General features: G+C 74.6%; 22 protein-coding genes and 1 riboswitch. Of the genes, 14 read left to right on the top strand and 8 right to left on the bottom strand.

The features are described from left to right. The first annotated feature begins 81 nt into the window (after positions 1 to 81). Positions 82 to 212: riboswitch (SAM riboswitch) on the top strand. Between the two features lie 15 nt (positions 213 to 227). From thrC to ACFZBX_RS30380, 7 genes are all read left to right on the top strand, one after another. After that, positions 228 to 1,508, top strand: a complete 1,281-nt coding sequence (gene thrC, locus ACFZBX_RS30410) for a threonine synthase (RefSeq protein ID WP_391537038.1) — start codon at positions 228 to 230, stop codon at positions 1,506 to 1,508. 77 nt (positions 1,509 to 1,585) lie between these two features. After that, positions 1,586 to 1,861: a ubiquitin-like small modifier protein 1 gene (locus ACFZBX_RS30405; RefSeq protein WP_391537037.1), complete on the top strand. Its 276-nt coding sequence runs from the start codon at positions 1,586 to 1,588 to the stop codon at positions 1,859 to 1,861. Between the two features lie 586 nt (positions 1,862 to 2,447). After that, positions 2,448 to 2,651, top strand: a complete 204-nt coding sequence (locus ACFZBX_RS30400; RefSeq protein ID WP_030289665.1) for a cold-shock protein — start codon at positions 2,448 to 2,450, stop codon at positions 2,649 to 2,651. A gap of 313 nt (positions 2,652 to 2,964) precedes the next feature. Continuing rightward, positions 2,965 to 4,587 carry a chaperonin GroEL gene (gene groL / locus ACFZBX_RS30395; RefSeq protein WP_350564623.1) on the top strand — a complete coding sequence of 541 codons (1,623 nt, stop codon included), beginning with the start codon at positions 2,965 to 2,967 and terminating at the stop codon, positions 4,585 to 4,587. Positions 4,588 to 4,685: 98 nt separating this feature from the next. Further along, positions 4,686 to 5,045: a hypothetical protein gene (locus ACFZBX_RS30390; protein ID WP_391537036.1), complete on the top strand. Its 360-nt coding sequence runs from the start codon at positions 4,686 to 4,688 to the stop codon at positions 5,043 to 5,045. A gap of 145 nt (positions 5,046 to 5,190) precedes the next feature. After that, positions 5,191 to 5,940: an ABC transporter ATP-binding protein gene (locus ACFZBX_RS30385; RefSeq protein ID WP_391537035.1), complete on the top strand. Its 750-nt coding sequence runs from the start codon at positions 5,191 to 5,193 to the stop codon at positions 5,938 to 5,940. Then, positions 5,937 to 8,678: an FtsX-like permease family protein gene (locus tag ACFZBX_RS30380; protein WP_391537034.1), complete on the top strand. Its 2,742-nt coding sequence runs from the start codon at positions 5,937 to 5,939 to the stop codon at positions 8,676 to 8,678. The genes ACFZBX_RS30385 and ACFZBX_RS30380 overlap by 4 nt, the downstream gene beginning before the upstream one ends. Before the next feature lie 43 nt (positions 8,679 to 8,721). On the opposite strand, the gene ACFZBX_RS30375 is transcribed toward ACFZBX_RS30380, so the two are convergent. Continuing rightward, positions 8,722 to 9,366, bottom strand: coding sequence for a hypothetical protein (locus ACFZBX_RS30375; protein WP_391537033.1), 645 nt, complete (start codon positions 9,364 to 9,366; stop codon positions 8,722 to 8,724). 81 nt (positions 9,367 to 9,447) lie between these two features. Here ACFZBX_RS30375 and ACFZBX_RS30370 point away from each other — a divergent pair, with 81 nt between their 5' ends. The 3 genes from ACFZBX_RS30370 (at position 9,448) to ACFZBX_RS30360 (ending at position 11,664) form a co-directional block, all read left to right on the top strand. Next, complete coding sequence (locus ACFZBX_RS30370; protein WP_391537032.1) at positions 9,448 to 9,840, top strand: PadR family transcriptional regulator; 393 nt, start codon at positions 9,448 to 9,450, stop codon at positions 9,838 to 9,840. Further along, positions 9,837 to 10,805 carry a hypothetical protein gene (locus tag ACFZBX_RS30365; protein WP_391537031.1) on the top strand — a complete coding sequence of 323 codons (969 nt, stop codon included), beginning with the start codon at positions 9,837 to 9,839 and terminating at the stop codon, positions 10,803 to 10,805. Before ACFZBX_RS30370 ends, ACFZBX_RS30365 begins: the two co-directional genes overlap by 4 nt. A 172-nt stretch (positions 10,806 to 10,977) precedes the next feature. After that, positions 10,978 to 11,664: a copper homeostasis protein CutC gene (locus tag ACFZBX_RS30360; RefSeq protein WP_391537030.1), complete on the top strand. Its 687-nt coding sequence runs from the start codon at positions 10,978 to 10,980 to the stop codon at positions 11,662 to 11,664. Between the two features lie 69 nt (positions 11,665 to 11,733). Here the strand turns inward: ACFZBX_RS30360 and ACFZBX_RS30355 are convergent, their stop codons facing one another. From ACFZBX_RS30355 to ACFZBX_RS30345, 3 genes are all read right to left on the bottom strand, one after another. Further along, positions 11,734 to 13,785: a HelD family protein gene (locus tag ACFZBX_RS30355; RefSeq protein ID WP_391537029.1), complete on the bottom strand. Its 2,052-nt coding sequence runs from the start codon at positions 13,783 to 13,785 to the stop codon at positions 11,734 to 11,736. A 229-nt stretch (positions 13,786 to 14,014) separates the two neighbouring features. Beyond that, the gene (locus ACFZBX_RS30350) at positions 14,015 to 15,652 is read right to left on the bottom strand and encodes a DNA repair helicase XPB (protein WP_391537028.1); all 1,638 of its coding nucleotides are present in this window, start codon (positions 15,650 to 15,652) and stop codon (positions 14,015 to 14,017) included. Positions 15,653 to 15,767: 115 nt separating this feature from the next. After that, the gene (locus ACFZBX_RS30345) at positions 15,768 to 16,172 is read right to left on the bottom strand and encodes a hypothetical protein (protein ID WP_391537027.1); all 405 of its coding nucleotides are present in this window, start codon (positions 16,170 to 16,172) and stop codon (positions 15,768 to 15,770) included. 129 nt (positions 16,173 to 16,301) lie between these two features. On the opposite strand from ACFZBX_RS30345, the gene ACFZBX_RS30340 reads away from it, so the two are divergent. Beyond that, positions 16,302 to 16,568, top strand: a complete 267-nt coding sequence (locus tag ACFZBX_RS30340; protein WP_391537026.1) for a hypothetical protein — start codon at positions 16,302 to 16,304, stop codon at positions 16,566 to 16,568. A 6-nt stretch (positions 16,569 to 16,574) separates the two neighbouring features. On the opposite strand, the gene ACFZBX_RS30335 is transcribed toward ACFZBX_RS30340, so the two are convergent. Continuing rightward, positions 16,575 to 19,082, bottom strand: coding sequence for a helicase C-terminal domain-containing protein (locus ACFZBX_RS30335; protein WP_391537025.1), 2,508 nt, complete (start codon positions 19,080 to 19,082; stop codon positions 16,575 to 16,577). Positions 19,083 to 19,452: 370 nt separating this feature from the next. Here ACFZBX_RS30335 and ACFZBX_RS30330 point away from each other — a divergent pair, with 370 nt between their 5' ends. The 3 genes from ACFZBX_RS30330 (at position 19,453) to ACFZBX_RS30320 (ending at position 22,520) form a co-directional block, all read left to right on the top strand. Further along, a complete protein-coding gene (locus ACFZBX_RS30330) occupies positions 19,453 to 20,316 on the top strand; it encodes a hypothetical protein (RefSeq protein ID WP_391537024.1) in 864 nt (287 codons plus the stop codon). A gap of 121 nt (positions 20,317 to 20,437) precedes the next feature. After that, on the top strand, positions 20,438 to 22,084 hold the full coding sequence (locus ACFZBX_RS30325) for an alkaline phosphatase D family protein (RefSeq protein WP_391537023.1): 1,647 nt from the start codon (positions 20,438 to 20,440) through the stop codon (positions 22,082 to 22,084). Between the two features lie 61 nt (positions 22,085 to 22,145). Further along, entirely contained in the window at positions 22,146 to 22,520 is a 375-nt protein-coding gene (locus ACFZBX_RS30320) for a VOC family protein (protein WP_391537022.1), read from the top strand. Positions 22,521 to 22,527: 7 nt separating this feature from the next. Here the strand turns inward: ACFZBX_RS30320 and ACFZBX_RS30315 are convergent, their stop codons facing one another. The 3 genes from ACFZBX_RS30315 to ACFZBX_RS30305 all read right to left on the bottom strand — a co-directional run bounded on the left by ACFZBX_RS30315 (position 22,528) and on the right by ACFZBX_RS30305 (position 24,626). Beyond that, the gene (locus tag ACFZBX_RS30315) at positions 22,528 to 23,154 is read right to left on the bottom strand and encodes a potassium channel family protein (RefSeq protein WP_391537021.1); all 627 of its coding nucleotides are present in this window, start codon (positions 23,152 to 23,154) and stop codon (positions 22,528 to 22,530) included. Between the two features lie 178 nt (positions 23,155 to 23,332). Then, complete coding sequence (tatA, locus tag ACFZBX_RS30310) at positions 23,333 to 23,647, bottom strand: Sec-independent protein translocase subunit TatA (RefSeq protein ID WP_391537020.1); 315 nt, start codon at positions 23,645 to 23,647, stop codon at positions 23,333 to 23,335. Positions 23,648 to 23,987: 340 nt separating this feature from the next. Further along, a complete protein-coding gene (locus tag ACFZBX_RS30305; RefSeq protein WP_391537019.1) occupies positions 23,988 to 24,626 on the bottom strand; it encodes a class I SAM-dependent methyltransferase in 639 nt (212 codons plus the stop codon). Positions 24,627 to 24,789: the final 163 nt, after the last annotated feature.

Here is a 24,789-nt window from a genome sequence, read left to right as displayed (position 1 = left end):
ACGCCTTCGGATACAGTCTTCGTACAGCGGTCGGACCTTCGCACGCCGGGGTCACCGCTGAGCAGGACCACAACTTCACAGAGCTCATCCAGAGGGACTGAGGGAACGGCCCGTTGACGTCCCGGCAACCTTCTCGCGCGGTCGGCATATGCCCCGGCGGGACAGGTGCCAATTCCGGCCCGGGCGCGACCGCGTCACGGGGAAGATGAGGAGAGAGGCCTCCGCTCATGGCTATCGACACCGCCGCACCCGTCACCGTCGACCTCGGTCCCGCCGCCCGGCTGTCCTGTCGGGAATGCGGCACCAGGTTCCCGCTCGGCCCCAGCTTCGCCTGCCTGGAGTGCTTCGGCCCGCTGGAGATCGCGTACGAGTTCGGCAGCGAGGGCGCCGAGGAGCTGCGCAAGCGGATCGAGGCCGGTCCCGCCTCCATCTGGCGCTACGCGCCGCTGCTGCCGGTGCCCGCCGACGTCGCGTCCAAGCCGAACCTCAACCCGGGGTGGACCCCGCTGGTGAAGGCCGACAACCTGGGCCGTGAGCTGGGCTTCACCGCGCAGTTGCACGTCAAGGACGACTCCGGCAACCCGACCCACTCCTTCAAGGACCGCGTGGTGGCCTGCGCCATCGAGGCGGCCCGCGCGTTCGGCTACACCACGCTGTCCTGCTCCTCGACCGGCAACCTGGCCGGCGCGGTGGGCGCGGCGGCGGCCCGGGCGGGCTTCCGGTCCTGCGTGTTCATCCCGCACGACCTGGAGCAGGGCAAGGTCGTGATGGCCGGGGTGTACGGCGGCGAGCTGGTCGGCATCCAGGGCAACTACGACGACGTGAACCGGTTCTGCTCGGAGCTGATCGGCGATCCCGCCGGCGAGGGCTGGGGCTTCGTCAACGTCAATCTGCGGCCGTACTACGGCGAGGGCTCCAAGACGCTCGCCTACGAGATCTGCGAGCAGCTGGGCTGGCGGCTGCCGGAGCAGATCGTGATCCCGATCGCCTCGGGCTCGCAGCTCACCAAGATCGACAAGGGTCTGCAGGAGCTGATCAAGCTCGGCCTGGTCGAGGACCGGCCGTACCGGATCTTCGGCGCCCAGGCGGCGGGCTGCTCGCCGGTCTCGGCCGCGTTCAAGGCCGGCCACGACGTGATCCGGCCGGTCAAGCCGGACACCATCGCCAAGTCGCTGGCGATCGGCAACCCGGCCGACGGCCCCTACGTGCTGGACATCGCCCGGCGCACCGGCGGCGCGGTGGAGGACGTGACGGACGAGGAGGTCGTGGCCGCGATCCGGCTGCTGGCCCGCACCGAGGGCATCTTCGCGGAGACCGCGGGCGGCGTGACGGTCGGCGTGCTCAAGAAGCTGGTCGAGACCGGTCAGCTGGACCCGTCGAAGGAGACCGTCGCGATCAACACCGGTGACGGTCTGAAGACCCTCGACGCGGTCTCGGACGCCGGGATGACCGCCGTGATCCGGCCGACCCTGGAGTCCTTCCGGGACGCCGGCCTGGCCACCGCCTGACCCCGGGCCCCCGCCCCCCGCAGGCTCCACCCGCCCGTCCCCGCCCCGCCCCGCGCGCCCCGAACGAGGAGACCCCCATGAGCGCCAACGTCCGCATCCCGACCATCCTGCGCACCTACACCGGTGGCGCCAGCGAGGTGCCCGCCGAGGGCGCCACGCTCGGCGAGGTCATCGCCGACCTGGAGAAGAACCACGCCGGGATCGCCGCGCGCATCCTGGACGACACCGGCAAGCTGCGCCGCTTCGTCAACGTCTACGTGAACGACGACGACGTGCGCTTCGCCGAGGGCCTGGCGACGGAGATCAAGGACGGCGCGAACATCTCGATCATCCCGGCGGTCGCCGGCGGCTGAGCCCCGCGGCGCCCGTTCCCGCCGGGGCGGGCGCGCCGGCACCGGCCGTCCGCGGCACGGAATTCCGTGCCGCGGACGGCCGCGCGTATTTTGGCGGGAATATTTTCCGTCCCACTCGGAGTAAAGTGTCGCTCGACCGGGAACGGGGGCCGCCCTTCCTCCCCGGGCGGGAACGAATCCACCGCACCGCCACCACCGCCGCCGTCCGCCCCCCGGGGCCCGGCCCGGGCGCGGGGCCCGGGGAAACATGTCAGGCCGATGTCAGAATTCTGGCCGGGATTTTGGGTAATACGTCCGCTATGTCCGGTGGGAAATGCGGCTTTCCTGTCGATTATGCCCGTCCTGTCCCTTGGAGTGCCGGGCGAATTCCCGAACATTGACCCTGTTGCAGAGGGCGTCGATCCGGATACATTCAGCCGCGGTCGACGCAATCGCCCGTTCACCGGATGCCGTTCGGTGGCCTCGGGAGGATTGCGGCGTGCACGGCCGCGCCCAGGGGGGGTTCCCCGGGCCGGCCTCCAACCAGACCCGCGCCCGCAGACCTGCGGGGGCGTGAAGGGCCAGCACAGCACTAGGGGAGTTCGGAATGGCTCAGGGCACCGTCAAGTGGTTCAACGCGGAGAAGGGCTACGGCTTCATCGCGGTCGACGGTGGTGCGGACGTCTTCGTCCACTACAGCGCGATCCAGATGGACGGCTACCGCACCCTTGAGGAGGGCCAGCGGGTCGAGTTCGAGATCTCTCAGGGGCAGAAGGGCCCGCAGGCGGACATGGTCCGCGCGGCGGTCTGACCTTTCCGACACCCAGGAGTTCGGCTCGGCCCATCGGCTGGTGCGCCTCTTGCTTCACGGCGGGCCCGTGCGACCCCAGGTCGCACGGGCCCGTTGTCGTGCGCCGCGGCTCGCGGGCCGCCGATTGGGCTTGCACTCGACCACCCAGAGTGCTAATCATTGGCGTTAGCACTCACAGCTTGAGAGTGATAAGCGGACCGGGTCGGTGAGGCCCCAGGGAGCGGTAGGGGAATGGACCCCCGCACACCAGGGCCGTCCGTCGCGGGCACCCCTTGGTCCGAGCAGTCGACCGTGTCCCGGAGGACCACTTCAGATGGCCAAGATCATCGCCTTTGATGAGGAAGCTCGCCGCGGCCTTGAGCGTGGCATGAACCAGCTCGCCGACGCGGTGAAGGTCACGCTCGGCCCCAAGGGTCGCAACGTCGTGCTGGAGAAGAAGTGGGGCGCCCCCACGATCACCAACGACGGTGTCTCCATCGCCAAGGAGATCGAGCTCGAGGACCCGTACGAGAAGATCGGCGCGGAGCTCGTCAAGGAGGTCGCCAAGAAGACCGACGACGTCGCGGGTGACGGCACCACCACCGCCACCGTGCTGGCCCAGGCGCTCGTCCGCGAGGGTCTGCGCAACGTCGCCGCCGGCGCCAACCCGATGGCCCTGAAGCGCGGCATCGAGAAGGCCGTCGCCGCCGTCTCCGACCAGCTGCTGGCCCAGGCCAAGGACGTGGAGACCAAGGAGCAGATCGCCTCCACCGCCTCCATCTCGGCCGCCGACACCCAGATCGGCGAGCTGATCGCCGAGGCCATGGACAAGGTCGGCAAGGAAGGCGTCATCACCGTCGAGGAGAGCAACACCTTCGGTCTGGAGCTTGAGCTCACCGAGGGCATGCGCTTCGACAAGGGCTACATCTCGGCCTACTTCGCCACCGACCTGGAGCGTATGGAGACCTCGTTCGAGGACCCCTACATCCTGATCGCCAACTCCAAGATCGGCTCGGTCAAGGACCTGCTGCCGCTGCTGGAGAAGGTCATGCAGAGCGGCAAGCCGCTCGTCATCATCGCCGAGGACGTCGAGGGCGAGGCCCTGTCGACCCTGGTCGTGAACAAGATCCGCGGCACCTTCAAGTCCGTCGCCGTCAAGGCCCCGGGCTTCGGCGACCGCCGCAAGGCCATGCTCCAGGACATCGCCATCCTCACCGGTGGCACCGTGATCTCCGAGGAGGTCGGCCTGAAGCTGGAGAACGCCGGCATCGACCTGCTGGGCACCGCCCGCAAGGTGGTCATCACCAAGGACGAGACCACCATCGTCGACGGTGGCGGCGACAGCGAGCAGGTCGCGGGCCGCGTGAACCAGATCCGCGCCGAGATCGAGAACAGCGACTCGGACTACGACCGCGAGAAGCTCCAGGAGCGCCTCGCCAAGCTGGCCGGCGGCGTGGCCGTCATCAAGGCCGGCGCGGCCACCGAGGTGGAGCTCAAGGAGCGCAAGCACCGCATCGAGGACGCCGTCCGCAACGCCAAGGCCGCCGTCGAGGAGGGCATCGTCGCCGGTGGTGGCGTCGCCCTGCTGCAGGCCGGTGTCGCGTTCGACAAGCTGGAGCTGGACGGCGACGAGGCCACCGGTGCCAACATCGTCAAGGTCGCGCTGGAGGCCCCGATCAAGCAGATCGCGACCAACGCCGGCCTGGAGGGTGGCGTCGTGGTGGAGAAGGTGCGCAACCTTCCCGCCGGTCACGGCCTGAACGCCGCCACCAACGAGTACGTCGACCTGGTCGCCGAGGGCATCATCGACCCGGCCAAGGTCACCCGCTCCGCGCTGCAGAACGCCGCCTCCATCGCGGCGCTGTTCCTCACCACCGAGGCCGTCATCGCCGACAAGCCGGAGAAGGCCGCCGCGGCCGCCGGTGGCGGCATGCCGGGCGGTGACATGGACTTCTGATCCGCTCGTCGGATCGGCTTGTTCCTCGCTCGCACGGGCGGTTCCCTCCGGGGAGCCGCCCGTGCGGCGTTCCCGGACGTTCTTGGGAGACTGGACGGATGGCTACGACAGACGACATCGAGACGGCGCTGCACACCGCGCGGGCGCTGATCCTGGCCGACCTGACCGCGCGGGACGCCGCCGACGCCGCCGTGGTGTCCCTGGTGGAGAAGGCCGTGGCGCACCGCCGCTGGTGGCTGGAGCAGTGGCCGGACGGCACCGAGTACGTGCTGGGCCTGGTCGCCCAGGACGTCCAGGACGGGCTGCTGGAGAGCCACGGCCGCTGGCCGCTGTGCGCGGACTGCGCCGCGGACGGGGACCCGCACGCGCTGGGCGTGGAGCCGGAGCTGGGACCGGACCCGCACTGGGTGTGCGGCAAGCGCGGCGCCGTGGTGGCGCCGGTGGGCAAGCTGTCGTAGACCTCCTCCGGCCGGATCGCACCGCCGTCGCACCTCCGGGTGCGGCGGCGGTTTTTTCGTCCCGGGTGGAACCGGTGGGCGGCATATGTAGTCTATCGGCTTATACAGTCCATCTGAGCCTTCAAGGCGAGCGAGGGGGAGACCCATGTCCCAGCCAGATCCGAACCGGCCCGTCCTGGAGCTGCGGGCGGTCACCCGGGTGCACGGCGCGGGCGCGGCCGCGGTGCAGGCGCTGCGCGGCATCGACCTGGCCGTCCGCCCGGGCGAGTTCGTCGCCGTCATGGGGCCTTCCGGCTCCGGCAAGTCCACCCTGCTGACGCTGGCGGGCGGCCTGGACCGGCCCAGCCGCGGCCAGGTGCTGGTCGAGGGCGTGGAACTCGGCGCGCTGAGCCGGACCGGGCTGGCCGCCGTCCGGCGCCGCTCGATCGGCTACGTCTTCCAGGACTACAACCTCGTCCCGGCGCTGACCGCCGCCGAGAACATCGCGCTGCCCCGGGAGCTGGACGGCGTCTCCGGGCGGGCCGCCCGCCGCGAGGCCCGGAACGCGCTGGGCGAGCTGGGCATCGCCGAGCTGGCCGACCGCTTCCCCGAGCAGCTGTCCGGCGGCCAGCAGCAGCGCGTCGCTATCGCCCGCGCCCTGGTCGGCGAGCGGCGGCTGGTGCTGGCCGACGAGCCCACCGGCGCCCTCGACTCCGCCACCGGCGAGGCCGTGCTGTCCGTGCTGCGGGCGCGGTGCGACGCGGGCGCCGCCGCCATGATGGTCACCCACGACGCCCGGCACGCCGTCTGGGCCGACCGGGTGGTCGTGCTGCGCGACGGCATGGTGGTCGAGGAGACCGCCGGCCGACAGGCCGCCCGGCTGCTGGCCGCCGCCCCGGACGGGGGTCGGCGATGAGGCTCTCCGCCCTGCGCGTCGCCCTGCGCATCGCGCGCCGCGACGCCCTGCGGGCCAAGGGCCGCAGCGCCCTGGTCGTCGCCATGGTCGCGCTGCCGGTGCTCGGCGTGGCCGGCGCCGACGTCGTCCACCGCAGCGGCGAACTGACCGCCACCGAGCGGGTCGAGCGGCTGATGGGCGGGGCGGACGCCCTGGTCACCGCCCACCGGCTGGGCCGCTCGGTCGAGCAGGCCCCCCTCGCCGAGGACGGCGTGCGGGTGATGCAGGAGGCCGAGAGCGATCCGGCCGCGGCGCAGGCCGCCGCCGCGGCCGGATCGCCGGCCGAGCTGGTCGCCGGACTGCTGCCGGCCGGCGCGGCACTGCTGCCGGTCACCCCGGGGCCGGAGGTCAGCGCCTCGACCCGGGAGGGCCTGTTCACCACCGGGACCGCCGAGGCCGACCTGACCGACCCGGTCTGGAAGGGCCGGCTCGACCTGGTCGAGGGCCGGGCGCCGGCCGCGCCGCACGAGGCCGCCGTCACCCGGGCGTTCCTCGACGAGGCCGGGCTGCGGCTCGGTGACGCCACCACGCTCAAGGGCCTGGACGCGGCCCCGTTCACGCTGACCGGCGTGGTCGAGCACCCGGGGGACCTCAGGAAGGTGGAGCTGGTGGGCCGGCCGGGCGAGGTGCTCGCCCCGCTGGCCGCGGCCGGCCCGGCGCCCGGACCGGCCCTGGTCGGCGCGGAGCAGGACGCCCGCGCCGAGCGCTGGCTGGTGCGGCTGCCCGCCGGCGCCGGGCTCGACTGGGCCGCGGTCCAGCAGCTCAACCGGTACGGCCTGACCGCGACCTCCCGGGCGGTCGCCCTGGACCCGCCGCCCGCCTCCGCCGTCGGCTACGACGCCGACGCGTGGAAGCTGGTGGAGGGCGGTATCGACGACCGGCTCACCGTCCTGGTCACCGTCGCCGGGATGGCGCTGCTGGAGGTCGTCCTGCTGGCCGGTCCCGCCTTCGCGGTGGGCGCCCGGCGCTCGCGCCGGCAGTTGGCGCTGATCGGCGCCGCCGGCGGCGACCGCGGCCACGTCCGGGCGGTCGTGCTCGGCGGCGGGCTGGTGCTCGGACTGGCCGGCGCCGCGACGGGCCTGGTGCTCGGCACGGTCCTGGTCGCCGCGCTGCGGCCCTGGCTGGAGGAGGCCGGGGGCAGCCGCTTCGGGCACTTCGCGATCGCCCCGCTCGACCTGCTGGCGATCGCCGCCGTCGGGGTGGTCACCGCGCTCGCCGCCGCCGTGGTGCCCGCGGTGCAGGCCGCCCGCCGGGACGTGGTGGCCGGGCTCACCGGCCGGGACACCGTCGGCGCGCCCAGCCGACGGCTGCCGCTGCTGGGCGTGCTGCTGGTCGGCCTCGGAGCGGCCACCGCCCTGTACGGCGCCGGGCAGGACGGCGGCCTGCCGGTGATCGGCAGCCTCACCCGGCGGGCGCTCGCGGTGCTCGCCGGGGCCGCCACCGCCGAACTGGGCGTGCTGCTCTTCACCCCGCTGCTGATCGCGCTCTTCGGGCGGCTGGCCGGCCGGCTGCCGCTCGGCCCCCGGCTGGCCCTGCGCGACTCGGCCCGCCACCGGGGCCGGACCGCCCCCGCGGTGGCCGCCGTGCTGGCCGCAGTCGCCGGGGCCGTCGCCGTCGGTGTCTACACCACCGGCACCCAGGCCCAGGAACGCGCCGCCTACCACCCGCCGGCCCCGGTCGGCGCCGTGCTGCTCGACGCCGTGGTGGAGCCGGGCGGCCCGGAGACGGTGAAGCTGCGCACGGCCGTCGAACGGGAACTGCCGGGACTCGGCGTCCGCGGCGACGTCCACGACATGACGTACGTCTTCTGCCAGGGCTGCTCCAGCACCGTGCTGGCCAAGGGCGCCGGCCAGGCCGGCCCCGGGAGGCACTGGAACCGCGCGACGGCCGGGGACGTGAACGTCCTGCACAACCTGTTCGGGGTGCACGACCGGAAGGCCGAGGAGGCGCTGGCCGCGGGCCGGGCGGTGGTCTTCGACCGCGCCTACCTGCACGACGGCCGGGCGGTGCTGACGATGCAGGGCGCCGCCGCGGCGGCCGCGCCCGGTCAGGCGCCGGCGGTGGAGCAGCGCGAGGTCCCCGTCGACGCCGTCCTGGTGGAGAACGCGGACGCGGCCCGGTACGGGTCGGTGCTGATGAGTCCGGAGGCGGTGCGCGCGGCCGGACTGGTGCCCCGCCCGGCCGGAGCGGTCTGGCTGCCGAAGGACGCGCCCGACGGCAAGGCCCAGCAGCGTGCCGAGGCGGCCGTCGTCCGGATCCTTCCGCAGGCCATGCTGCACGTGGAGCGGGGCTACCAGCCGAAGAACGATGTGAACACCCTCGCGCTCGGCGGGTTCGCGGCGGTGGTGGTGCTGGGCGCCGCGGCCGTGGCCACCGGGCTGGCCGCCGCCGACTCCCGCAACGACCGGGCCACCCTGGTCGCGGTCGGCGCGCCGCCGCGGATCCACCGGGTGCAGGCCGGGCTGCAGTGCCTGCTGATCGCGGGGATCGGGGCGGTGCTCGGCACGGTCAGCGGGTTCGTGCCCGCGCTGGGGCTGCTGCGGTCCCGCGCGGCCGCCGAGGCCGGGGCCTCGGCGATGCGGGTCGAGGTGCCCTGGGGGCTGCTCCTGCTGGTCGCCGTGGTGCTGCCGGTGGTGGCCGGGCTGGGCGCGGCCGCGTTCACCCGGGGGCGGCTGCCGCTGACCCGCCGGGCGGGGTGACGCGGGTCCGCGGGGGGAGGCCGTCGGCCGGGCGCACGCGCGCTCAGCCGACGGCCTCCAGGCGGGCGAGTTCGGCGGTGAGGTTGGCCCGGGCGGCGGCGTCGAAGCGGGCGTGCGCGGTGGGCGTGCGGTAGAGCGCGGGGAGCGCGAGCAGTTGCCGGAGCACGGCCGCGCGCCCGGCGCGGAAGTCCGGCGCGGGCACGAAGGCGTACTCCTCCCGGACGGCCGCCGCGTACGTCGCGTAGTCCTGGGGCGGGCCGCCGAGCATGGCGAGGTCGGCGTCGCACAGCACCTCGCCGTCGCGGTCGCCGGGCTCGGGGTGGTGGGTGACGGTGAGCCGCACCAGCCGGGCCACCTCCCCGACCCGGGCCGCGGGCAGCCCCGCCGCGGTGAGCGCCCGGACGGCGAGGGCGGCGCTGCGCTCCTCGTTCTCGGAGCGCTCCGGGCGGTAGACGGCGTCGTGGAACCAGGCGGCCAGCCGGACGGCGTCCGGGTCGTCGGCGTGCCCGGCGAGCGCGTCCACGTGGCCGAGCACCGCGCGCAGATGGCCGGTGGTGTGGTAGCGGCGCTGCGGCTCGGACCAGCGGCGCAGCAGCTCCCGGCCGGCCGGGGCGGGGTCGGGGTCCGTGCCGCAGCGGTGCAGCAGGACGGTCCAGGCGGCGAGCAGGTCTGCGGGGGCTTCGGGCATGCGGCCATTGTGGTGGGCGGGGGCGTCCGGGTCGGCAGTTCCACTGGACTGGATATGTCGGCGAGATGTATATGTAGCCCCATGACAGAACGGGCCATGCAGGAACCGACGCTGCTCCTCCTCACCGCGCTGGCCGATGCCCCCAGGCACGGCTACGCGCTCATCCAGGAGATCTCCGCGATCTCGGACGGCCGGGTCAAGATGCGCACCGGCACCCTGTACGGAGCCCTCGACCGGCTGCTCCAGCAGGGGCTGATCGAGGTGGCGTCCGAGGAGATCGTGGACGGCCGGGCGCGGCGCACCTATGCGCTCACCGAGGGCGGACGCGGAGCGCTGGCCACCGAGGCGGAGCGGCTGCGCGCCGTCGCCGAGGAGGCCCAGCGGCGGCTGGCGGCCGTCCGCCCGACCGCCGTCCGGCCCGCCACCGGGTCGGCGCGGCCCGCGTTCTTCAAGGTCGGGGGGGCCTTCGCATGACGACTCAGGCGTTCCCGGGGGCGGTTGACCCGATGGCGTTCCGCGCCGCGCTCCGGCTCTACCCCACCCGCTACCGGCGCGAGCGCGGCGACGAGTTGTCCGCCGTCTTCGCCGACACCACGGACGGGGCCGGAAGGCTCGCCACCGTCCGGGAGGCCTTCGACCTCGGGTCGTACGGCCTGCGGATGCGCACCGGGCTGACCTCCACCTCCGTCGCGGGCCGGCTGCTGGCGCTGGCCGCGCCGCTGATCGCCGGTGCGGTCGCGGGGCTGGGCCTGACCCGGGGTGTGTACGGCGCCGTCAGCCCGGCCGGGGCCTACCTGTGGCAGGCGCCGGACCGGCTCGCCCAGGTGCCCTCCTTCCTGTGGAACGTCGGCCAGGTGTTCGTGCCCCTGCTGCTGGTCGCCGCGGTCCTGGCCGGCCGGTGGCGGCTCGCGCGGTTCGCGGCGCTCGCCGTCGCGTCCGTCGGGTTGTGGGGGGCGGTGTGGGCGTCCGTGGCCTTCGATCCCGGCATCTGGATCTCCCTCCTGGAGATCGCCGAGGCGGCCCCGATGGTGCTCGCCGGCTTGCTGTTCGCGCTCGCGCCGCAGGAGTTGCTGGAGCGTCCGACCTGGCGTGACCGGGCCGCGGTGCCGGCCGCGGCGGCCGGCGGCGGGCTGGTCCTGTGGGCGGAGGACTTCTACAGCTCCTTCGTCCTGATGGACGGCGCGGCGGCCGCGGTCCTGCTGCTCGTCCCGCTGTTCGCGCTGCTCTTCGCGGCGCGGGAGCGGCTGGTGCCGGCGGCGGTGGCTCTCGCGGTGCTGCCGCTGACGGCCGGGTTCAGCCTGTTCCGGCTCTGGCAGGTGGTCGGCGGGGCGTGGAATCTGCTTCCGATGGCGGGCGCGGCGCTGCTGGTGCTGCTGGCGGCCGGCCGGCTGTTGCGCCGGCGCGGGGCCGGGGCGGGAGGTGGCCGGAGCCTCGCCTGAGCGGGGACGGCCGGGGCCTCGCCGCCCCCGAACGGCCGGACGGCCCGGTCACCACCGGGCCGTCCGGCCGTTCGGCGTTCGTCCTGGCCCGTGATCTCCGGGCGGGTGTTGTCCGGCCAAGTGGCCGCACGGGGCTCGCCGGGGGGCGGACCGATGTGGCAGGCTATCTGATATGTCTAGACCAATTTTCGAAGTCATCGCGCTGACGCCCCAGGACGCCCAGGCCGCCGAGTCGGGCGGCGCCGACCGGCTCGAACTGGTCACGGACATGGCCGCCGACGGACTCACCCCGTCGGTCGAGGACTTCGCCAGGATCCGGGCCGCCGTCGGGCTGCCGCTGCGCGTCATGCTCCGCATCCGGGACGGCTTCGCGCCCGGCGACCTGGACGAGCTGCGCGCCCGCGCCGCCGCGCTCCGGGCCGAGGGCGCCGACGAGTTCGTCTTCGGCTTCCTCGGCGCCGACGGCGGGGTCGACCTGGCCGCCACCGAGGCCGTCGCCGAGGCGGTGGCCGGCTGCCGCTGGACCTTCCACCGGGCGATCGACCACAGCGCCGACCGGGCCGCCGTGCGCGCCGCCGTCGGCGCGCTGCCCGGCCTGGACACCTTCCTCACCTCCGGCGCGGCCGGCGGGGTGGACGCCGGCCGGGACGTCCTGCTGGCCGAACTGGCCCGGGCCGGCGAGCCCGGTCACACCCAGCGGATCCTGATCGGCGGCGGCCTGCGGGCCGAGCACCTGCCGGGGCTGCGGGCGGCCGGGTTCGACGCCTTCCACGTCGGCGGCGCGGTCCGGGCCGACGGCTGGCAGACGCCGGTGGACGCCGCCAAGGTCGCCGAGTGGCGGGCGCTGATCGACGGCTGAGCGCCGTCGGGGAACCGGGGCCGGCCCGCCAGCACGGCGGGCCGGCCCCGGTCGTCCGGCCCGCCGGGTTCAGCGCAGCTGCTCCGGCAGCGGCTCGGCGTGCAGCACCTCAAGGCCGGAGACCGCACGGGTCAGCGCCACGTACAGCCGCCGCAGGCCGGTCCGTTCGTCCGGCTCGCCGGCGACCACCGCGGCCGGCTCGTCCAGCACCACGTAGTCGTACTCCAGACCCTTGGCCAGCGACGCCGGGACGAGCGTCAGCCGGGCCTCGGCGCTGGTCTCGGTGCCGGGTGCGAGATGCGCGAGACCGGCCTGCGCCAGCGCCTCGGCCAGCGACGGGACGCGCGCGTCGGCCGCGATCAGACCGGTCGACCCCTCCCGCTCCAGCGCCCGCCGGCAGGCCTCGACCACGGCCTCCGTCCGCTCCTCCCCGGTGACCTGGCGGATCGTCAGCGAGCCCGGGGCCTCGCGCACCGAGCTCGCCGGGTTCAGGCCCGGGGCGATCGACGGCAGCAGCCGGGAGGCGTACGCGATGACCTCCTCCGGCACCCGGAAGCCCTTGGTCAGCTCCTCGATGTGGGCGGCCGGCTTGCCCAGGTGGTGCAGCGCCTCCGGCCAACTCGCCGTCGCCCAGGGGGTGGTGCCCTGGGCGAGGTCGCCCAGCACGGTCGCCGAGCCGGTGGTGCAGCGGCGGCCGACCGCGCGGTACTGCATCGGCGAGAGGTCCTGCGCCTCGTCCAGCACCACGTGCCCCAGTGAGGCGGTGCGCCGCACCAGGTCCGTCGCCTCGTCGACGAGGACGGCGTCGGCCGCGGTCCAGCGGGCGGTCCGCACCGAGCGGCCGGGCTTGGGCCAGAGCACCGCCGACTGCTCCTCGGCGGTCAGCACGCCCTCCGCGCAGGCCGCCAGGAACCCCGGGTCGGAGAGCAGCCGCAGCACCAGCTTGGCCGGGTCGGCGGCCGGCCAGCACTGCTTGACCACCGCCTTCACCGCGGTGTTGCGGGCCACCGCGTCCTGGACCCGGTCGTCCGGGGCCTCGCCGGCCTGCTCCATCTTCAGCAGCACGGCGTGCGCGATCCGCTGCGGCAGCGCCTCCGCCGCCGCGCCGTAGCGGATCTCGCGCTCCTTCAACTCCTCGATGATCCCGACCAGTTCGTGGACCGGAACGCGCCAGCGGCGGGAGCCGCGGACCACCACGCACGGCTCGGTGGGCAGCGCGATGCCGGAGCGGACCGCCCGGCGCAGCACCTCCGCCATCCGGGCGTCGCCCTTCAGCCGGGCCGCCTCGGGGGAGTCCTCGCCGCGCACCTCGACGTGCCCGACCAACTGCTGCACGGTGGCCTGCGCGACGTCCAGCTCGCCCAGCGCGGGCAGCACCTGCTCGATGTAGGAGAGGAAGGCGTTGTTCGGGCCGATCACCAGGGTGCCGGTGCGGGCCAGCCGCTCGCGGTGGGCGTACAGCAGGTACGCCACGCGGTGCAGGCCGACGGCGGTCTTCCCGGTGCCGGGGGCGCCCTGCACGCACAGGGTGCCGGAGATGTCGGCGCGGACGATCTCGTCCTGCTCCGGCTGGATGGTCGCCACGATGTCGCGCATCGGGCCGACGCGCGGCTTCTCGATCTCGGCGGCCAGCAGCGCCGAGGAGGTGTCGTCCTCCGCCGGGTCGGAGAGGTGCTCGTCCTCGTACGCGGTGAGCTCGCCGCCGGTGTAGCCGAAGCGGCGGCGGCGCTCGACGTCCAGCGGCTCGGTGCGGCTGGCCCGGTAGAACGGCTGGGAGACCGGCGCGCGCCAGTCGATCACCATCGGGTCGCCGTCCGCGTCGTGGACGTGGCGGCGGCCGATGTAGAAGCTCTCCCCGCCGGAACCCTCGCTCAACTCCTCGCTGATCGCGTGCAGGTAGTCGAGCCGGCCGAAGAACAGCGGGGTGTGCGAGAGGTCGGCCAGGGCGGCGATCCTGGCCTCGATCTGGTTCTGCAGCACGAGGGCGGTGACCCAGGTGCCGGTCACGTCGCGGATGTCCAGGGACTCGACGTCCTCGCGCATCGCGCGCAGCGCGGCCCTGGACGCGGCCAGGTGGTCGCGTTCGCGCTGCAGGGGGTCGGTGGTGGGGGTGGCGGGCACAGCGAACCTTTCCGGCTGCCCCGGACGCGGGCGCAGCGGATCGTAGGAGCTCACGGTGGATACCGGCCGGTTGCCGAACGGCCGGTACCTCCCCCGGCTGCCTGCGCGACTTCAGCAGGTACCACGGTTCGGGAGGGGGCAGACGGACGATCCTAGCCGCGTCCGCCCCTCCGATCCACCCCCACCTCTCCCGTTGCGGCACGTCCTCCGCTTACAGCACGTCCTCCGCTTACAGCACGTCGTCCGCGTCGACGATGCGGTAGGCGTAGCCCTGCTCGGCGAGGAAGCGCTGGCGGTGGGCGGCGAAGTCCTGGTCGACGGTGTCCCGGGCGACCACCGAGTAGAAGTGGGCGGCATGGCCGTCCGCCTTGGGGCGCAGGACCCGGCCGAGGCGCTGGGCCTCCTCCTGACGGGAGCCGAAGGTGCCGGAGACCTGGATGGCGACGGTCGCCTCCGGCAGGTCGATGGAGAAGTTGGCGACCTTGGAGACCACCAGGACGCCGATCTCCTTGTTGCGGAAGGCGTCGAACAGCTTCTCGCGCTGGGCGTTGCTGGTCTCGCCCTTGATCACCGGGGCGTCCAGGGCCTCGCCGAGCTCGTCCAGCTGGTCGATGTACTGGCCGATGATCAGCGTCTGGTCCTTCTCATGCTTCCTGACCAGGGCCTCCACCACCCGGCGCTTGGTCGCGGTGGTCGCGCAGAAGCGGTAGCGCTCCTCGGGCTCCGCGGTCGCGTAGGCGAGCCGCTCGGAGTCGGTGAGGGTGACCCGGACCTCGCAGCAGTCGGCGGGCGCGATGTAGCCCTGCGCCTCGATCTCCTTCCACGGCGCGTCGAAGCGCTTGGGGCCGATCAGGCTGAACACGTCGCCCTCGCGGCCGTCCTCGCGCACCAGGGTGGCGGTCAGACCGAGCCGGCGGCGGGCCTGGAGGTCGGCGGTGAACTTGAACACGGGGGCGGGCAGCAGGTGGACCTCGTCGTAGACGACCAGGCCCCAGTTGCGGGCGTCGAAGAGCTCCAGGTGGGCGTAGACGCCCTTCCGCTTGGTGGTCATCACCTGGTAGGTGGCGATGGTGACCGGGCGGATCTCCTTCCTGGTGCCGCTGTACTCGCCGATCTCGTCCTCGGTGAGCGAGGTCCGCTTGACCAGCTCGTGCTTCCACTGGCGGGCCGAGACGGTGTTGGTGACCAGGATCAGCGTGGTCGACTTGGCGTGCGCCATCGCCGCCGCGCCGACCAGCGTCTTGCCGGCGCCGCAGGGCAGCACCACGACGCCCGAGCCGCCGTGCCAGAAGCCCTCCACCGCCTGCGCCTGGTAGGGGCGCAGGCTCCAGCCGTCCTCCTCCAGGTCGATCGGGTGCGCCTCGCCGTCCACGTAGCCGGCGAGGTCCTCGGCGGGCCAGCCGAGTTTCAGCAGCACCTGCTTGATCTGGCCGCGCTCGGACGGGTGCACCACCACGGTGTCCGGGTCGATCCTGGCGCCGACCAGCGGGACGATCTTCCTGGACCGCAGCACCTCCTCCAGCACCGGCCGGTCGGTGGTGGTGAGCACCAGCCCGTGGGTCGGGTGCTTGACCAGCCGCAGCCGCCCGTACCGGGCCATCGTGTCGGCCACGTCGACCAGCAGCGCGTGCGGCACCGGGTAGCGCGAGTACGTCACCAGGGCGTCCACGACCTGCTCGGCGTCGTGGCCCGCCGCCCGCGCGTTCCACAGCCCGAGCGGCGTCACCCGGTACGTGTGCACGTGCTCGGGCGCCCGCTCCAGCTCCGCGAACGGCGCGATGGCCCGGCGGCAGTCGGCGGCCTTGGGGTGGTCGATCTCCAGGAGAAGAGTCTTGTCGCTCTGGACGATGAGCGGTCCGTCGTTCACGCGGGGGTGCCCTCCACTGGCTGACAGGTCTGTCGGGTCTGCGGGTCCCTCGGGACACCGACCCTCCAGTGTCGCGCATCCGGCAGGGTGGGCGGGACCGCCCGGGGCGGGACGGCTACTTCCACTCGTGGAAGGTGCCGGTGGACTTGCCGTCCGGGGTGACCTCGTACTCGAAGAGGCCGACGACGTGGTTGAGGCGGTCGAGCGCGGGTGAGCTGGTGGTGAAGAAGAGCGAGCCGCGCCAGCTGGTGCCGCCGCCCTCGGTGAAGCGGCCGATGCCGCTGCCGTGCCAGACGACGCTCTGGCCGTCGGCCGTCATGTCGACGCCCTGGCCCTCGCCGTGCAGGGTGCCGTCGGCGCGCAGTTCGGACTCGTAGGTGCCGAAGCCGGTGACGGCGGTGCCGTAGTAGCTGCCGCTGCCGTCGAACGAGACCTCGACGACGACGTGGCCGTCCCCGGCGTCGAGGACGCGGCGGCCGGTGTCCTGGCCCTGGGTCTCGCCGATGAGATCGCCGAGCATGATGACTCCTTTCGTCACCCCCCGCACTCCGGACTACGCCGGTGGGGGCGGTCCGTCAACTGCCGGTACGGGCGGTGCGGAAGGGGTGGCGGGGGGTGACCGGCGGCGGGGTGGCTCGTTGGGCAGGGCATGAACAAGTCGAAGCGTGTCCTCACCGCCATCGCCCTCGCCGGGACGGCCTTCGCCGGCGCCGCTTCCTCGGCCGGTTCCGCGCACGCCGTCGCGGGCATCGGGGAGGGGCCGGGCGGCCTGCTGGCGGCGCCCGGGTTCCTGGTCATGGACCTGGCCGGGGCGAGTTCGGCGATGCCGGTCGGGCAGGGGGACCTCGCCGCGATGGCGGAGAAGGCGATGAAGGAGAAGCAGGAGCAGCAGGCGGCCCAGCAGCAGGCGCACTGAGGCCCGTCACTCGTCCAGTTCGGCGACGCCGGTGATCCGGTGCAGCGCGAAGGTGCGCAGTTCGCCGTCGTGGTGGTCGAAGGCGGTGACGTAGCCGCCTTCGACCTTGACCGGGTCGATGATCCGCTGGCTGGCGAGGCCCTCCGCGTTGAGGTAGCCGATCCACATCCGCTCGCCGAGCAGGACCGCCGTCTGCAGTGCGGCCAGGGTCTCGGCGGCGGCCGTGCGCGGGAGTTGACGCCCGGTCGGGACGCTGGGCTCGCGGCGGGCCGCGGTGGCGGCCCGGTCGCCGGCCCGGATCGCCTTGACGGCGGCGGCGAGCAGGGTGTCGTCCGGCGTGGGCGGGCCGTCCGGGACGGGCACCGGGGCCGCCCGGGGCGGGGTGCGGTGGCTGTCCGGGCGGCTGATCAGCACATCGCCCTCGGCGGACTCGGCGGCCGGCGCGTACCCCATGGCGCGCAGGCTCGCGAGCAGCACGTCGGGCGCGGCCTGGGCGGCCAGCACGGTGGGCGCGAGCAGCCGCAGCCGCAGGTCGGCGGAGCGGCGGTCGGCCAGGATCTCGTTCAGCAGGGACGGATCGTCGCAGCGCAGGTACGAGGAGGCGGCGCCGACCCGCAGCAGGCCGTGCCGCCGGGCGACGTCGTCGATCAGGTAGGCGAGCGGCTGCGGGACGGGCGTGCGGGAGTGCTGCGCCAGGAAGGCCCGCAGGTCGGCGGCGGTGCGTCCGGCGTCCAGCGCGCGACGCACCGAGCCGGGGGTGAACCGGTAGACGGTCGCGCCGCCCTTGGACTCGACGTCGGCGCAGAGCGCGATGGCCTGGGCGAGCGGGGTGAGCAGCGGGCCCGGGGCGATCGCGGTGAGGTCCGGCTGCAGGATGACGTGGTCGAGCGGCTGGGGCAGCAGCGGGGCCAGCACGGCGGCCGGGTCGTGCTCGGCGGTCAGCAGCGCGCGGGCCGGGGCGGCGAGCGCGCCGCGGCCGGTCACGCCGAGGAGTTCGGCTTCGGCGAGCGTCCAGGCGACCAGCTGGTCGCGCAGGTCGCCGCCGCCGTCCGGGGCGGCCGGGCCGCCGCGCAGCGGGCGCTGCCAGCGCAGGGTGGGCAGCAGCTCCGCGGCGGTGGCCGGGGTGCCGGGCGGGAGCTCGGCGAGCAGGGCGAGCGCGGCGCGGCGCACGGACGGGGCGAGGGTGCGGTCCAGTTCGGGGCCGAGCGCGGCGCGCGCCTTGCCCTTGCCGTCGGCGGTGCCGGCCAGCGCCGGGACCCGGGTGGCGGCGAGCCAGGCGTCGGCGAGCACGGTCCAGCGCTCGGCGGTGTCCAGCCGCAGCCACTCGTCGTACCCCGGGGTCGGCGCCCAGCGCTCGTCGACCTCGCCGTCCGGGGCCAGCAGGCCTGCGGTGTAGGCGAGTTCGAGCCAGAAGGCGGCGATCGGCTCGCCGCACTCCAGGGCCTGGGCGGTGCGCTTGAGGTCGCGCACACCGAGGCCGCCGGCTCGCAGGGTGGGCGGCGGGGTGAGGCCCCAGAGGTCGAGGAGCTCCTCGACGGTCCGCACGGCGGTGTGCGCCTGCCCGGCGGCCGCGCCGTCCACCACCTTGGGCTCGCGCGGCGCGGCGGCGGGCGCCGGCTCGGGCGGGCGCGGCTCGACGGTGCGGTGTGAGCGGCCGCCGCGCAGGTGCAGGGCGAGTTCGCGGGGCAGCACGACGCTGCCCGGGCTGCTGGGCAGCAGCAGGCCGCGGGCCAGCAGCCACACGACCGGGCTCTGCGCGTCCGCGGCGGTGACCGGGCGGGTGGCGTCCGGGACGGTGCCGGTGGGCGGCCCCCAGACCAGCCGGTCGAGCAGCCGCAGCGCGGGCTCGGGGGCGGTGGAGAGCAGTTCCTCGCAGCGGGCGCGGTCGGCGAGCAGCGCGGTGAACGCGGCGACGGCGGTGACCGGGTCGGGCGTCGCGGGCTGTCCGGCGGAGGCCAGCAGCTGCTGGAGGCGGGCCGGGGACATGCCGGCGCTGGCCTCGGCGAAGGTCGGGCCCAGACCGGTGCGGCCGGGGTTGTTGGCGGTCGGGGCGAGCGCCTCGCGGGCGGCGATGACCAGCCGCAGGCCGTTGTCCGGGCCCCAGAGCAGCGCGCGGTCGCGCAGGACGGCCAGCGCGCGGGGGAGCGCGGCGGCGACGGCGGACCGGTCGGCGGCGCTCAGCGGGGTGGCGCCCGGGTGCGGCTTCACCTTGGCCGGCCCCGCCAGCAGGGTGCGGACGGCGGCGGGCGGGGTGCCGTCGGGGAGGGCGGCGAGGGCCTCGGCGACTTGCAGGGTGAACCGGTCCAGCCGCTCCAGCGCGCGCAGGGCCGAGGCGCGGGAGGAGAGCCGGGCGGTGAGCTGGGTGAGGTCGCCGGGCACGGGGTTGAGCAGGTCGGGGCGGGACCGGAGCAGGGCGGCGAGGTCGTCGTCGGGCCGGGCGCGGAGCTCCTCGGCGAGGGTGCGGGGGCCGGCGGCGGACTTGGCCTGGCGTTGGGGGCCCTGCTGTGTGGTCATTCGGCCTAGGTTAGTCGGGCGGCGGCGGGACGGGAGGGTGCCGACGTCGGCGGGACACCGGTGCGGTGTGGCTCGCCCGGGGGCGCTCGGGCTCGCGTGGTGGGGCGGCGGGTGGGTACCGTCACGGTCGGCGGGGATGACGCCGCGTCCGGACGCGTGGCGGGTCCGGTTCGGTACGGGCAAGGCGGGGTGTGCGATGTCGGACGGCGAGTGGTGGCGCAAACAGGGGCCGTGGAGCGAGCCGTCGGGTGCCGCCCCGGGGGGCGGGGGTGGTGAAGGGGACAGCGTGTACGCGGCGGAACCGGCGCCCGCCGCACCGCCGCGCCCCCCGGTGCCGCCACGCCCCGCGGGGCCGCCGTCCGCACCGGCCGTGCCTGGGCAGCCCGCCGCGCCCGGTGCGTTCCTGCCGCCGCCCGCCCGGCCGCCGAAGTCCGCGCCGTCGTCGCCGTCCGGACCGTCCGGGCGGGACGAGGGCTCGCCGTGGATCGCGAAGCCGGTGGCGGACGCCCCCGCCGACCCCGAGGCCCTGCCGCCCGCGTACCGCGCCGTGAACACCGGTGACTGGGACTACGTGAGCATCGACTTCGGGGACGGCCCGGTCGCGTCCAACCGGCCGATCCCCGGGCAGCGGACCGCCTCCGAGGACGGGGACGGGCCGGACGCGGCGGGCGAGGACGCCGCCGCCCAGGGTGAAGCGGCCGCGGCCGAGCCGCCCACCGTCCCGAAGGAGCAGGGCCGGGCGAAGAGGAAGGCCAGGGGCCGCAAGGGCAAGGCCGCCGAGGCCGAGGCCGCCCCCGCCGACGGCGCGCCCGCCGCCCCCGACGCCGCCGGCAAGGCCACCAAGCCGGCCAAGGCCGGGGCCGCCGGCCGCCGCCCCTCGCCGCTGCTGCTGCTCGCCGCCGCCGTGCTGATCGGCGGCGCCGTCACCGGACAACTGATCGCCATGCTGATCGGCTGGGCACTCGGCTACCTCTCCCGCCACCTGTCCGACCTCACCCGCAAGGTGGCCGTGTTCGGCATCCCGCTGATGACGATCAGCGGCAGCTCGCTCTGGGTCTGGGGCCGCGCGCAGGGCCGTTGGGGCACCGCCCTGAACCCGGGCGAGCAGGTCAACCAGGTGGCGTGGGAGTCCGCGCCGGGCGTGCTGAGGGTGGCGGCCGTGCTGTCGGCCGTCTTCCTGCTCCTGATGTCGCTGCGCCGACGCGGTGGCGGGGCGCCGGGAGAGGGCCGGTGACCTCCCCGCGGTGAAAGGGAGAAGGGGAAGGACGTCGCCTCCCGTTCATGCTCCGCCATTCGCCGGTCTGATGGAATGTCAACCTTGGTGTCCGACGTTCAGCAGCCGCAGGAGGTCTCCCGTGCCGCAGCCCCCGACGCCCTCGCCGTCCGGTCCGCCGAGGCCCCGGTCCGGCGCGCTCAGCCGCCGCGGCCTGCTGGTCGGCGCCGCCGTCGCCGCGGGCGCCCAGGCGCTCAACGTCCGTACGGCGCACGCGGAGCCGGTCCGCCGTGACCCGTTCCTCCTCGGCGTGGCCAGCGGCGACCCGCTGCCCGACGCCGTGGTCCTGTGGACCAGGCTGGTCGCCGACCCCTTCGACGCCGCCTCCATGGGCACCCGTACCGTGCCCGTCTCCTGGGAGGTCGCGGAGGACCCGGGCTTCCGCCGGATCGTCCGGCGCGGAACCGCCGCCGCTGAGGCCGAGCGCGCGCACAGCGTCCACGTCGACGTGCGCGGACTCCGGCCCGGCCGCGACTACTGGTACCGCTTCCGGGCCGGCCGCCACCTCGGCCCGGCCGCCCGCACCCGTACCGCCCCGGCGGCCGGCGCCCACCCCGCAAGGCTCCGTCTCGGCGTGGTCAACTGCCAGGACTGGCAGCACGGTTACTGGCCCGCCTACACCGCCCTGGCGGCCGAGGACCTCGACGCCGTCGTGCACCTCGGCGACTACATCTACGAGACCGACCCCGACAGCGCCCTCCCGGACCGGCTGCACACCACCCCGGAGACCCCGGGCCTCAACCAGCTGGTCACCCTCGCCGACTACCGGGGCCGGCACGCCCAGTACAAGACCGACCCGGCCCTCCAGGCCGCGCACGCCGCCTTCCCCTGGATCGTCACCTGGGACGACCACGAGATCGAGAACAACCACGCCGGCCTGGTCGACGAGGTCGACGACACCGGCGCCGCCCACCAGGACCCCGCCGCCATGGCCCGCGAGCGCGCCGCCGCCTACCAGGCGTACTACGAGCACATGCCGTTGCGGAACCCGTACCGCAACGGCTCGCCGGACTACCGGCTGTACCGCCGCTTCGACTTCGGCGACCTGCTGCGCCTCAACGTGCTCGACACCCGCCAGTACCGCACCGACCAGCCGGGCGGCCACAGCCAGGACTTCGGGCCGGTCGCGGACGGTCTGGGGAACACCGGCGGCACCCTGACCGGCGCCGAGCAGGAGGCGTGGCTGCGCCGCGGACTGACCGGCTCCCGGGCCCGCTGGAACGTCATCGCCCAGCAGGTGATGATGAGCCAGATCCGCTTCCCGAACTTCCTGGACCCGGCACACCCGCTGCCGCCGCTCGCCAACCTCGACCAGTGGGACGGCTACGACCCCGCCCGCGCCCGGCTGCTGCGCTTCCTGCGGGACGCCGCGGTGGCCAACCCGGTGGTGCTCGCCGGGGACATCCACTCCTCCTGGTTCAGCGACCTGCGGATCGACCGCGACGACCTCGCCGCCGCCCCGGTCGCCGTCGAGTTCACGGCCACCAGCGTCAGTTCGGACTTCCCCGCCGCCTTCGACGGGCCGCTCAAGGCGCTCAACCCCGCGCTCAACCCGCATGTGCGCTACTTCGAGGGCCTGCGCCGCGGCTATCTGCGCCTGGACGTGGACCGGGAGCGGTGGCTGACCGACGCCCGGACCGTCGACAGCGTCGCCGTGCGCGAGTCGCCGGTGCGGACCTCCGCGTCCTGGGCCGTGGCGGCCGGCGAACCGGGCCTGGTCCCGGCCTGAGCGTTCACCCGCCCGAGCGTTCACCCGCCCGACCGGCCGCCCGTCCGGCAGAATCGGCGGCGTGCTGAGAATCGGTTCGGTGGTGCTCGGGGTGGCGGACGTCCGCCGCGCGGCGGCGTTCTGGGGCGAGGCCCTCGGGTACGTCCCCCGTGACGGCGTGGTCGAGGAGGACTGGGTGGTGCTCGTCCCGGCGGACGGCGCGCCCGGCGTGCAGGTGGCGCTCGGCCGGAGCGTCACGCCGCCGCAGCGGCACCCGCGCGTCCACCTGGACCTCTACGCGACGGACGCGGCGGACCAGGCGGCCGAGGTGGAGCGGCTGGTCGGCCTCGGCGCACGGCGGACCGACTGGGACCTCTACCCGGAGGACCCGGACTTCGTCGTCGTCGAGGACCCGGACGGCAACCGCTTCTGCGTGATCGACGCCGGCCGCTCCTGACCGGTCCTCAATCGCCTTCGTGGTCGTGCGTGCGGCCCTGGCGCCGGCGGTGTTCGCGGGGGTGGTCCTCGCGGTGGGCGGCACGGGTCTCCATGCCGGTGCGGACGGTCCGGCCCAGCGCGCCGGCCGCCGCCGCCAGGAAGACGAAGTTGTAGGCGATCTGGAGGAGCACCACCAGCCGGGGCCCCTGCCCGGCCGGGGTGATGTCCCCGTAGCCGATGGTCGCCATCGTCACGACGGTGAAGTACAGCGAGTCCAGCCTGGTCCTCAGGCCGTCGAACTCGCCCGGATGGTCGGCCAGGACGTAGTAGGTGGAGGCGAAGACGGTGAGCGAGAGGCAGATCAGGAAGGCCAGCCAGACCCCGGGATGACGGCCCGTGCCGCGGAAGGTGTCGACGATCCTGGCCAGCAGCAGTCCGGTCAGACCGGTCAGCACCACCCCGAAGAGCACCCAGCTCAGCACCGGCCGGTCGTCGCCCAGAGTGCGCAGCGGCAGGGTGAAGTAGCCGGTCATCAGCAGGGTGAAGGAGCCGAGCAGCAGGCCCCAGGCCTGGAGGTCGGGGTGGTCGCCCGGCGCGGGCGCGGACGGCGGCGGCCGGTCCGCCGGCGGCCGGTGGGCGGTGTCGCCCGCCATGCCGTACCTCCGTTCCTCCTGTCGTGCACACCAGGAGACAACGGATCACAACGGACGGCCAGTCGGGCCAGGGGGCGGGACGGCCGAACAGCCGGACAATCGGGCAGCCGGGAAGCCGGACACGACGAAGCCCCCGCCGCAGGGGCGGGGGCTTCGGCCGGGTTCGTGCCGCCGGGTCTCAGGCGGTGGTGGTGGACCGCGGCTGCTCGGTGGCCTTGGTCACATGGGTCGGGTTCACGGCCTGACGGGGCTGCTCGGCGGCCGGCTGCGCAGGGGCGGCGGTGCTCTGAGCGGTGCTCTGAGCGGTGCCCTGGGCGGCGTCGGCGGTGGCGGGGGTGTCGTCCTCGCGCATCGCCTTCGTCTCGGCCTTCAGGATCCGCATCGACTTGCCGAGGCCGCGGGCCATCTCCGGCAGCTTCTTCGACCCGAACAGCAGGATCACGACAGCCAGCACCACGAGCACGTGCCAGGGCTCAAGACCGTTACGCAGCATCCCTGGCCACCGGTCCCTTCTCGTCTAGAGTCATACGTCACAGTTGGGCAAAGCGCCCGTCCTGGCCAGTATGCCTGCCCGTGGCGGCGAACGTATACACCGGCCGGGAAACGCTGGTCAAAAACCAGATGTTGCGGGAGCGGACGGCCCGCGGTGCCGCCGGGCCCGCCCGGGGCGCCCGCATCGGCCGAGGTCAGACGGGGCGCGGACGGGTCCCTCCGGCGGTCCGACCCCGGTGCGGCCCGGGTTGGCCGGGGAACGCGCGGCCGGGGAGCACGCCTCCTGTGACCGTATCGCGCCCGGGTTTTGGCCGGTTCCGGACGCCGCGCGGCGGGCGCGGTCAGTCCCGGTGGGCGAGCAGGTAGCCGCGGCGGGTCTGCGCCTCCTGCGGGTACGGGCCGCGCTCCAGCCGGGCCGTCACGGTGAACCCGGCCGAGGCCAGCAGACCGGCGACGGCCTCCGCCTCCAGGAAGTGGAAGTCCACGTCCACCCGGTGGCCCCACCACTCGTCCAGCCGCCGCACCTCGGTGCCGAGGTGGAACGCCACCAGCAGCGCGCCGCCCGGCCGCAGCACCCGGCGCATCTCCTCGAAGGCCAGCCGCAGCTCCTCCGGCTCCAGGTGGATCACCGAGTAGAGCGCCACCGCGGCGGCGAACTCGCCGTCCCCGGCCGGCAGCCCCAGCAGGTCCCCGACCCGGAACTCCGCCCCGGGGTGGTCCCGGCGGGCGACCGCCACCATCGCCGGCGAGAGGTCCACCCCGACCGCCCCGACCCCCTGCCCGACCAGCCACCCCGCCACGTGCCCCGGCCCGCACCCCAGATCCGCCACCGTCCCCCCGCCGGCCCCCTCGACCACCACCCCCAACAACGCCCGGTCCATCACCTTGAACGCCAACTCACCCCCCACCCGCTCCCGGTACTCCTCCGCCACCGCGTCATAACTCCCCCGCACCCGCCCGTGGTGATCCTCGTTGGTCATTCCGGCAGCCTGGCACGGGGCTTCCCCCGACGCAGCCGGATTACCGGCCGGGCGGGGCCGCCCCCGGTGGGACTATCACGATCTAGGTGTACGGCACCCGGTTGGGCTAGGTGTTGATCTTCTCGGCGGGCGTGGGCCGGGTGGCCTACGCCCGTCCGGCTGA

This window comes from Kitasatospora sp. NPDC008115 (assembly GCF_042957205.1).
Lineage (GTDB): Bacteria > Actinomycetota > Actinomycetes > Streptomycetales > Streptomycetaceae > Kitasatospora.
This window is presented reverse-complemented; position numbering and strand designations above follow the sequence as displayed.

Coding starts and splice junctions, on each gene's coding strand:
- thrC (WP_391537038.1), top strand. CDS start 228: ATGGCTATCGACACCGCCGCACCCGTCACCGTCGACCTCGGTCCCGCC.
- ACFZBX_RS30405 (WP_391537037.1), top strand. CDS start 1,586: ATGAGCGCCAACGTCCGCATCCCGACCATCCTGCGCACCTACACCGGT.
- ACFZBX_RS30400 (WP_030289665.1), top strand. CDS start 2,448: ATGGCTCAGGGCACCGTCAAGTGGTTCAACGCGGAGAAGGGCTACGGC.
- groL (WP_350564623.1), top strand. CDS start 2,965: ATGGCCAAGATCATCGCCTTTGATGAGGAAGCTCGCCGCGGCCTTGAG.
- ACFZBX_RS30390 (WP_391537036.1), top strand. CDS start 4,686: ATGGCTACGACAGACGACATCGAGACGGCGCTGCACACCGCGCGGGCG.
- ACFZBX_RS30385 (WP_391537035.1), top strand. CDS start 5,191: ATGTCCCAGCCAGATCCGAACCGGCCCGTCCTGGAGCTGCGGGCGGTC.
- ACFZBX_RS30380 (WP_391537034.1), top strand. CDS start 5,937: ATGAGGCTCTCCGCCCTGCGCGTCGCCCTGCGCATCGCGCGCCGCGAC.
- ACFZBX_RS30375 (WP_391537033.1), bottom strand. CDS start 9,366: ATGCCCGAAGCCCCCGCAGACCTGCTCGCCGCCTGGACCGTCCTGCTG.
- ACFZBX_RS30370 (WP_391537032.1), top strand. CDS start 9,448: ATGACAGAACGGGCCATGCAGGAACCGACGCTGCTCCTCCTCACCGCG.
- ACFZBX_RS30365 (WP_391537031.1), top strand. CDS start 9,837: ATGACGACTCAGGCGTTCCCGGGGGCGGTTGACCCGATGGCGTTCCGC.
- ACFZBX_RS30360 (WP_391537030.1), top strand. CDS start 10,978: ATGTCTAGACCAATTTTCGAAGTCATCGCGCTGACGCCCCAGGACGCC.
- ACFZBX_RS30345 (WP_391537027.1), bottom strand. CDS start 16,172: ATGCTCGGCGATCTCATCGGCGAGACCCAGGGCCAGGACACCGGCCGC.
- ACFZBX_RS30340 (WP_391537026.1), top strand. CDS start 16,302: ATGAACAAGTCGAAGCGTGTCCTCACCGCCATCGCCCTCGCCGGGACG.
- ACFZBX_RS30335 (WP_391537025.1), bottom strand. CDS start 19,082: ATGACCACACAGCAGGGCCCCCAACGCCAGGCCAAGTCCGCCGCCGGC.
- ACFZBX_RS30315 (WP_391537021.1), bottom strand. CDS start 23,154: ATGGCGGGCGACACCGCCCACCGGCCGCCGGCGGACCGGCCGCCGCCG.
- tatA (WP_391537020.1), bottom strand. CDS start 23,647: ATGCTGCGTAACGGTCTTGAGCCCTGGCACGTGCTCGTGGTGCTGGCT.
- ACFZBX_RS30305 (WP_391537019.1), bottom strand. CDS start 24,626: ATGACCAACGAGGATCACCACGGGCGGGTGCGGGGGAGTTATGACGCG.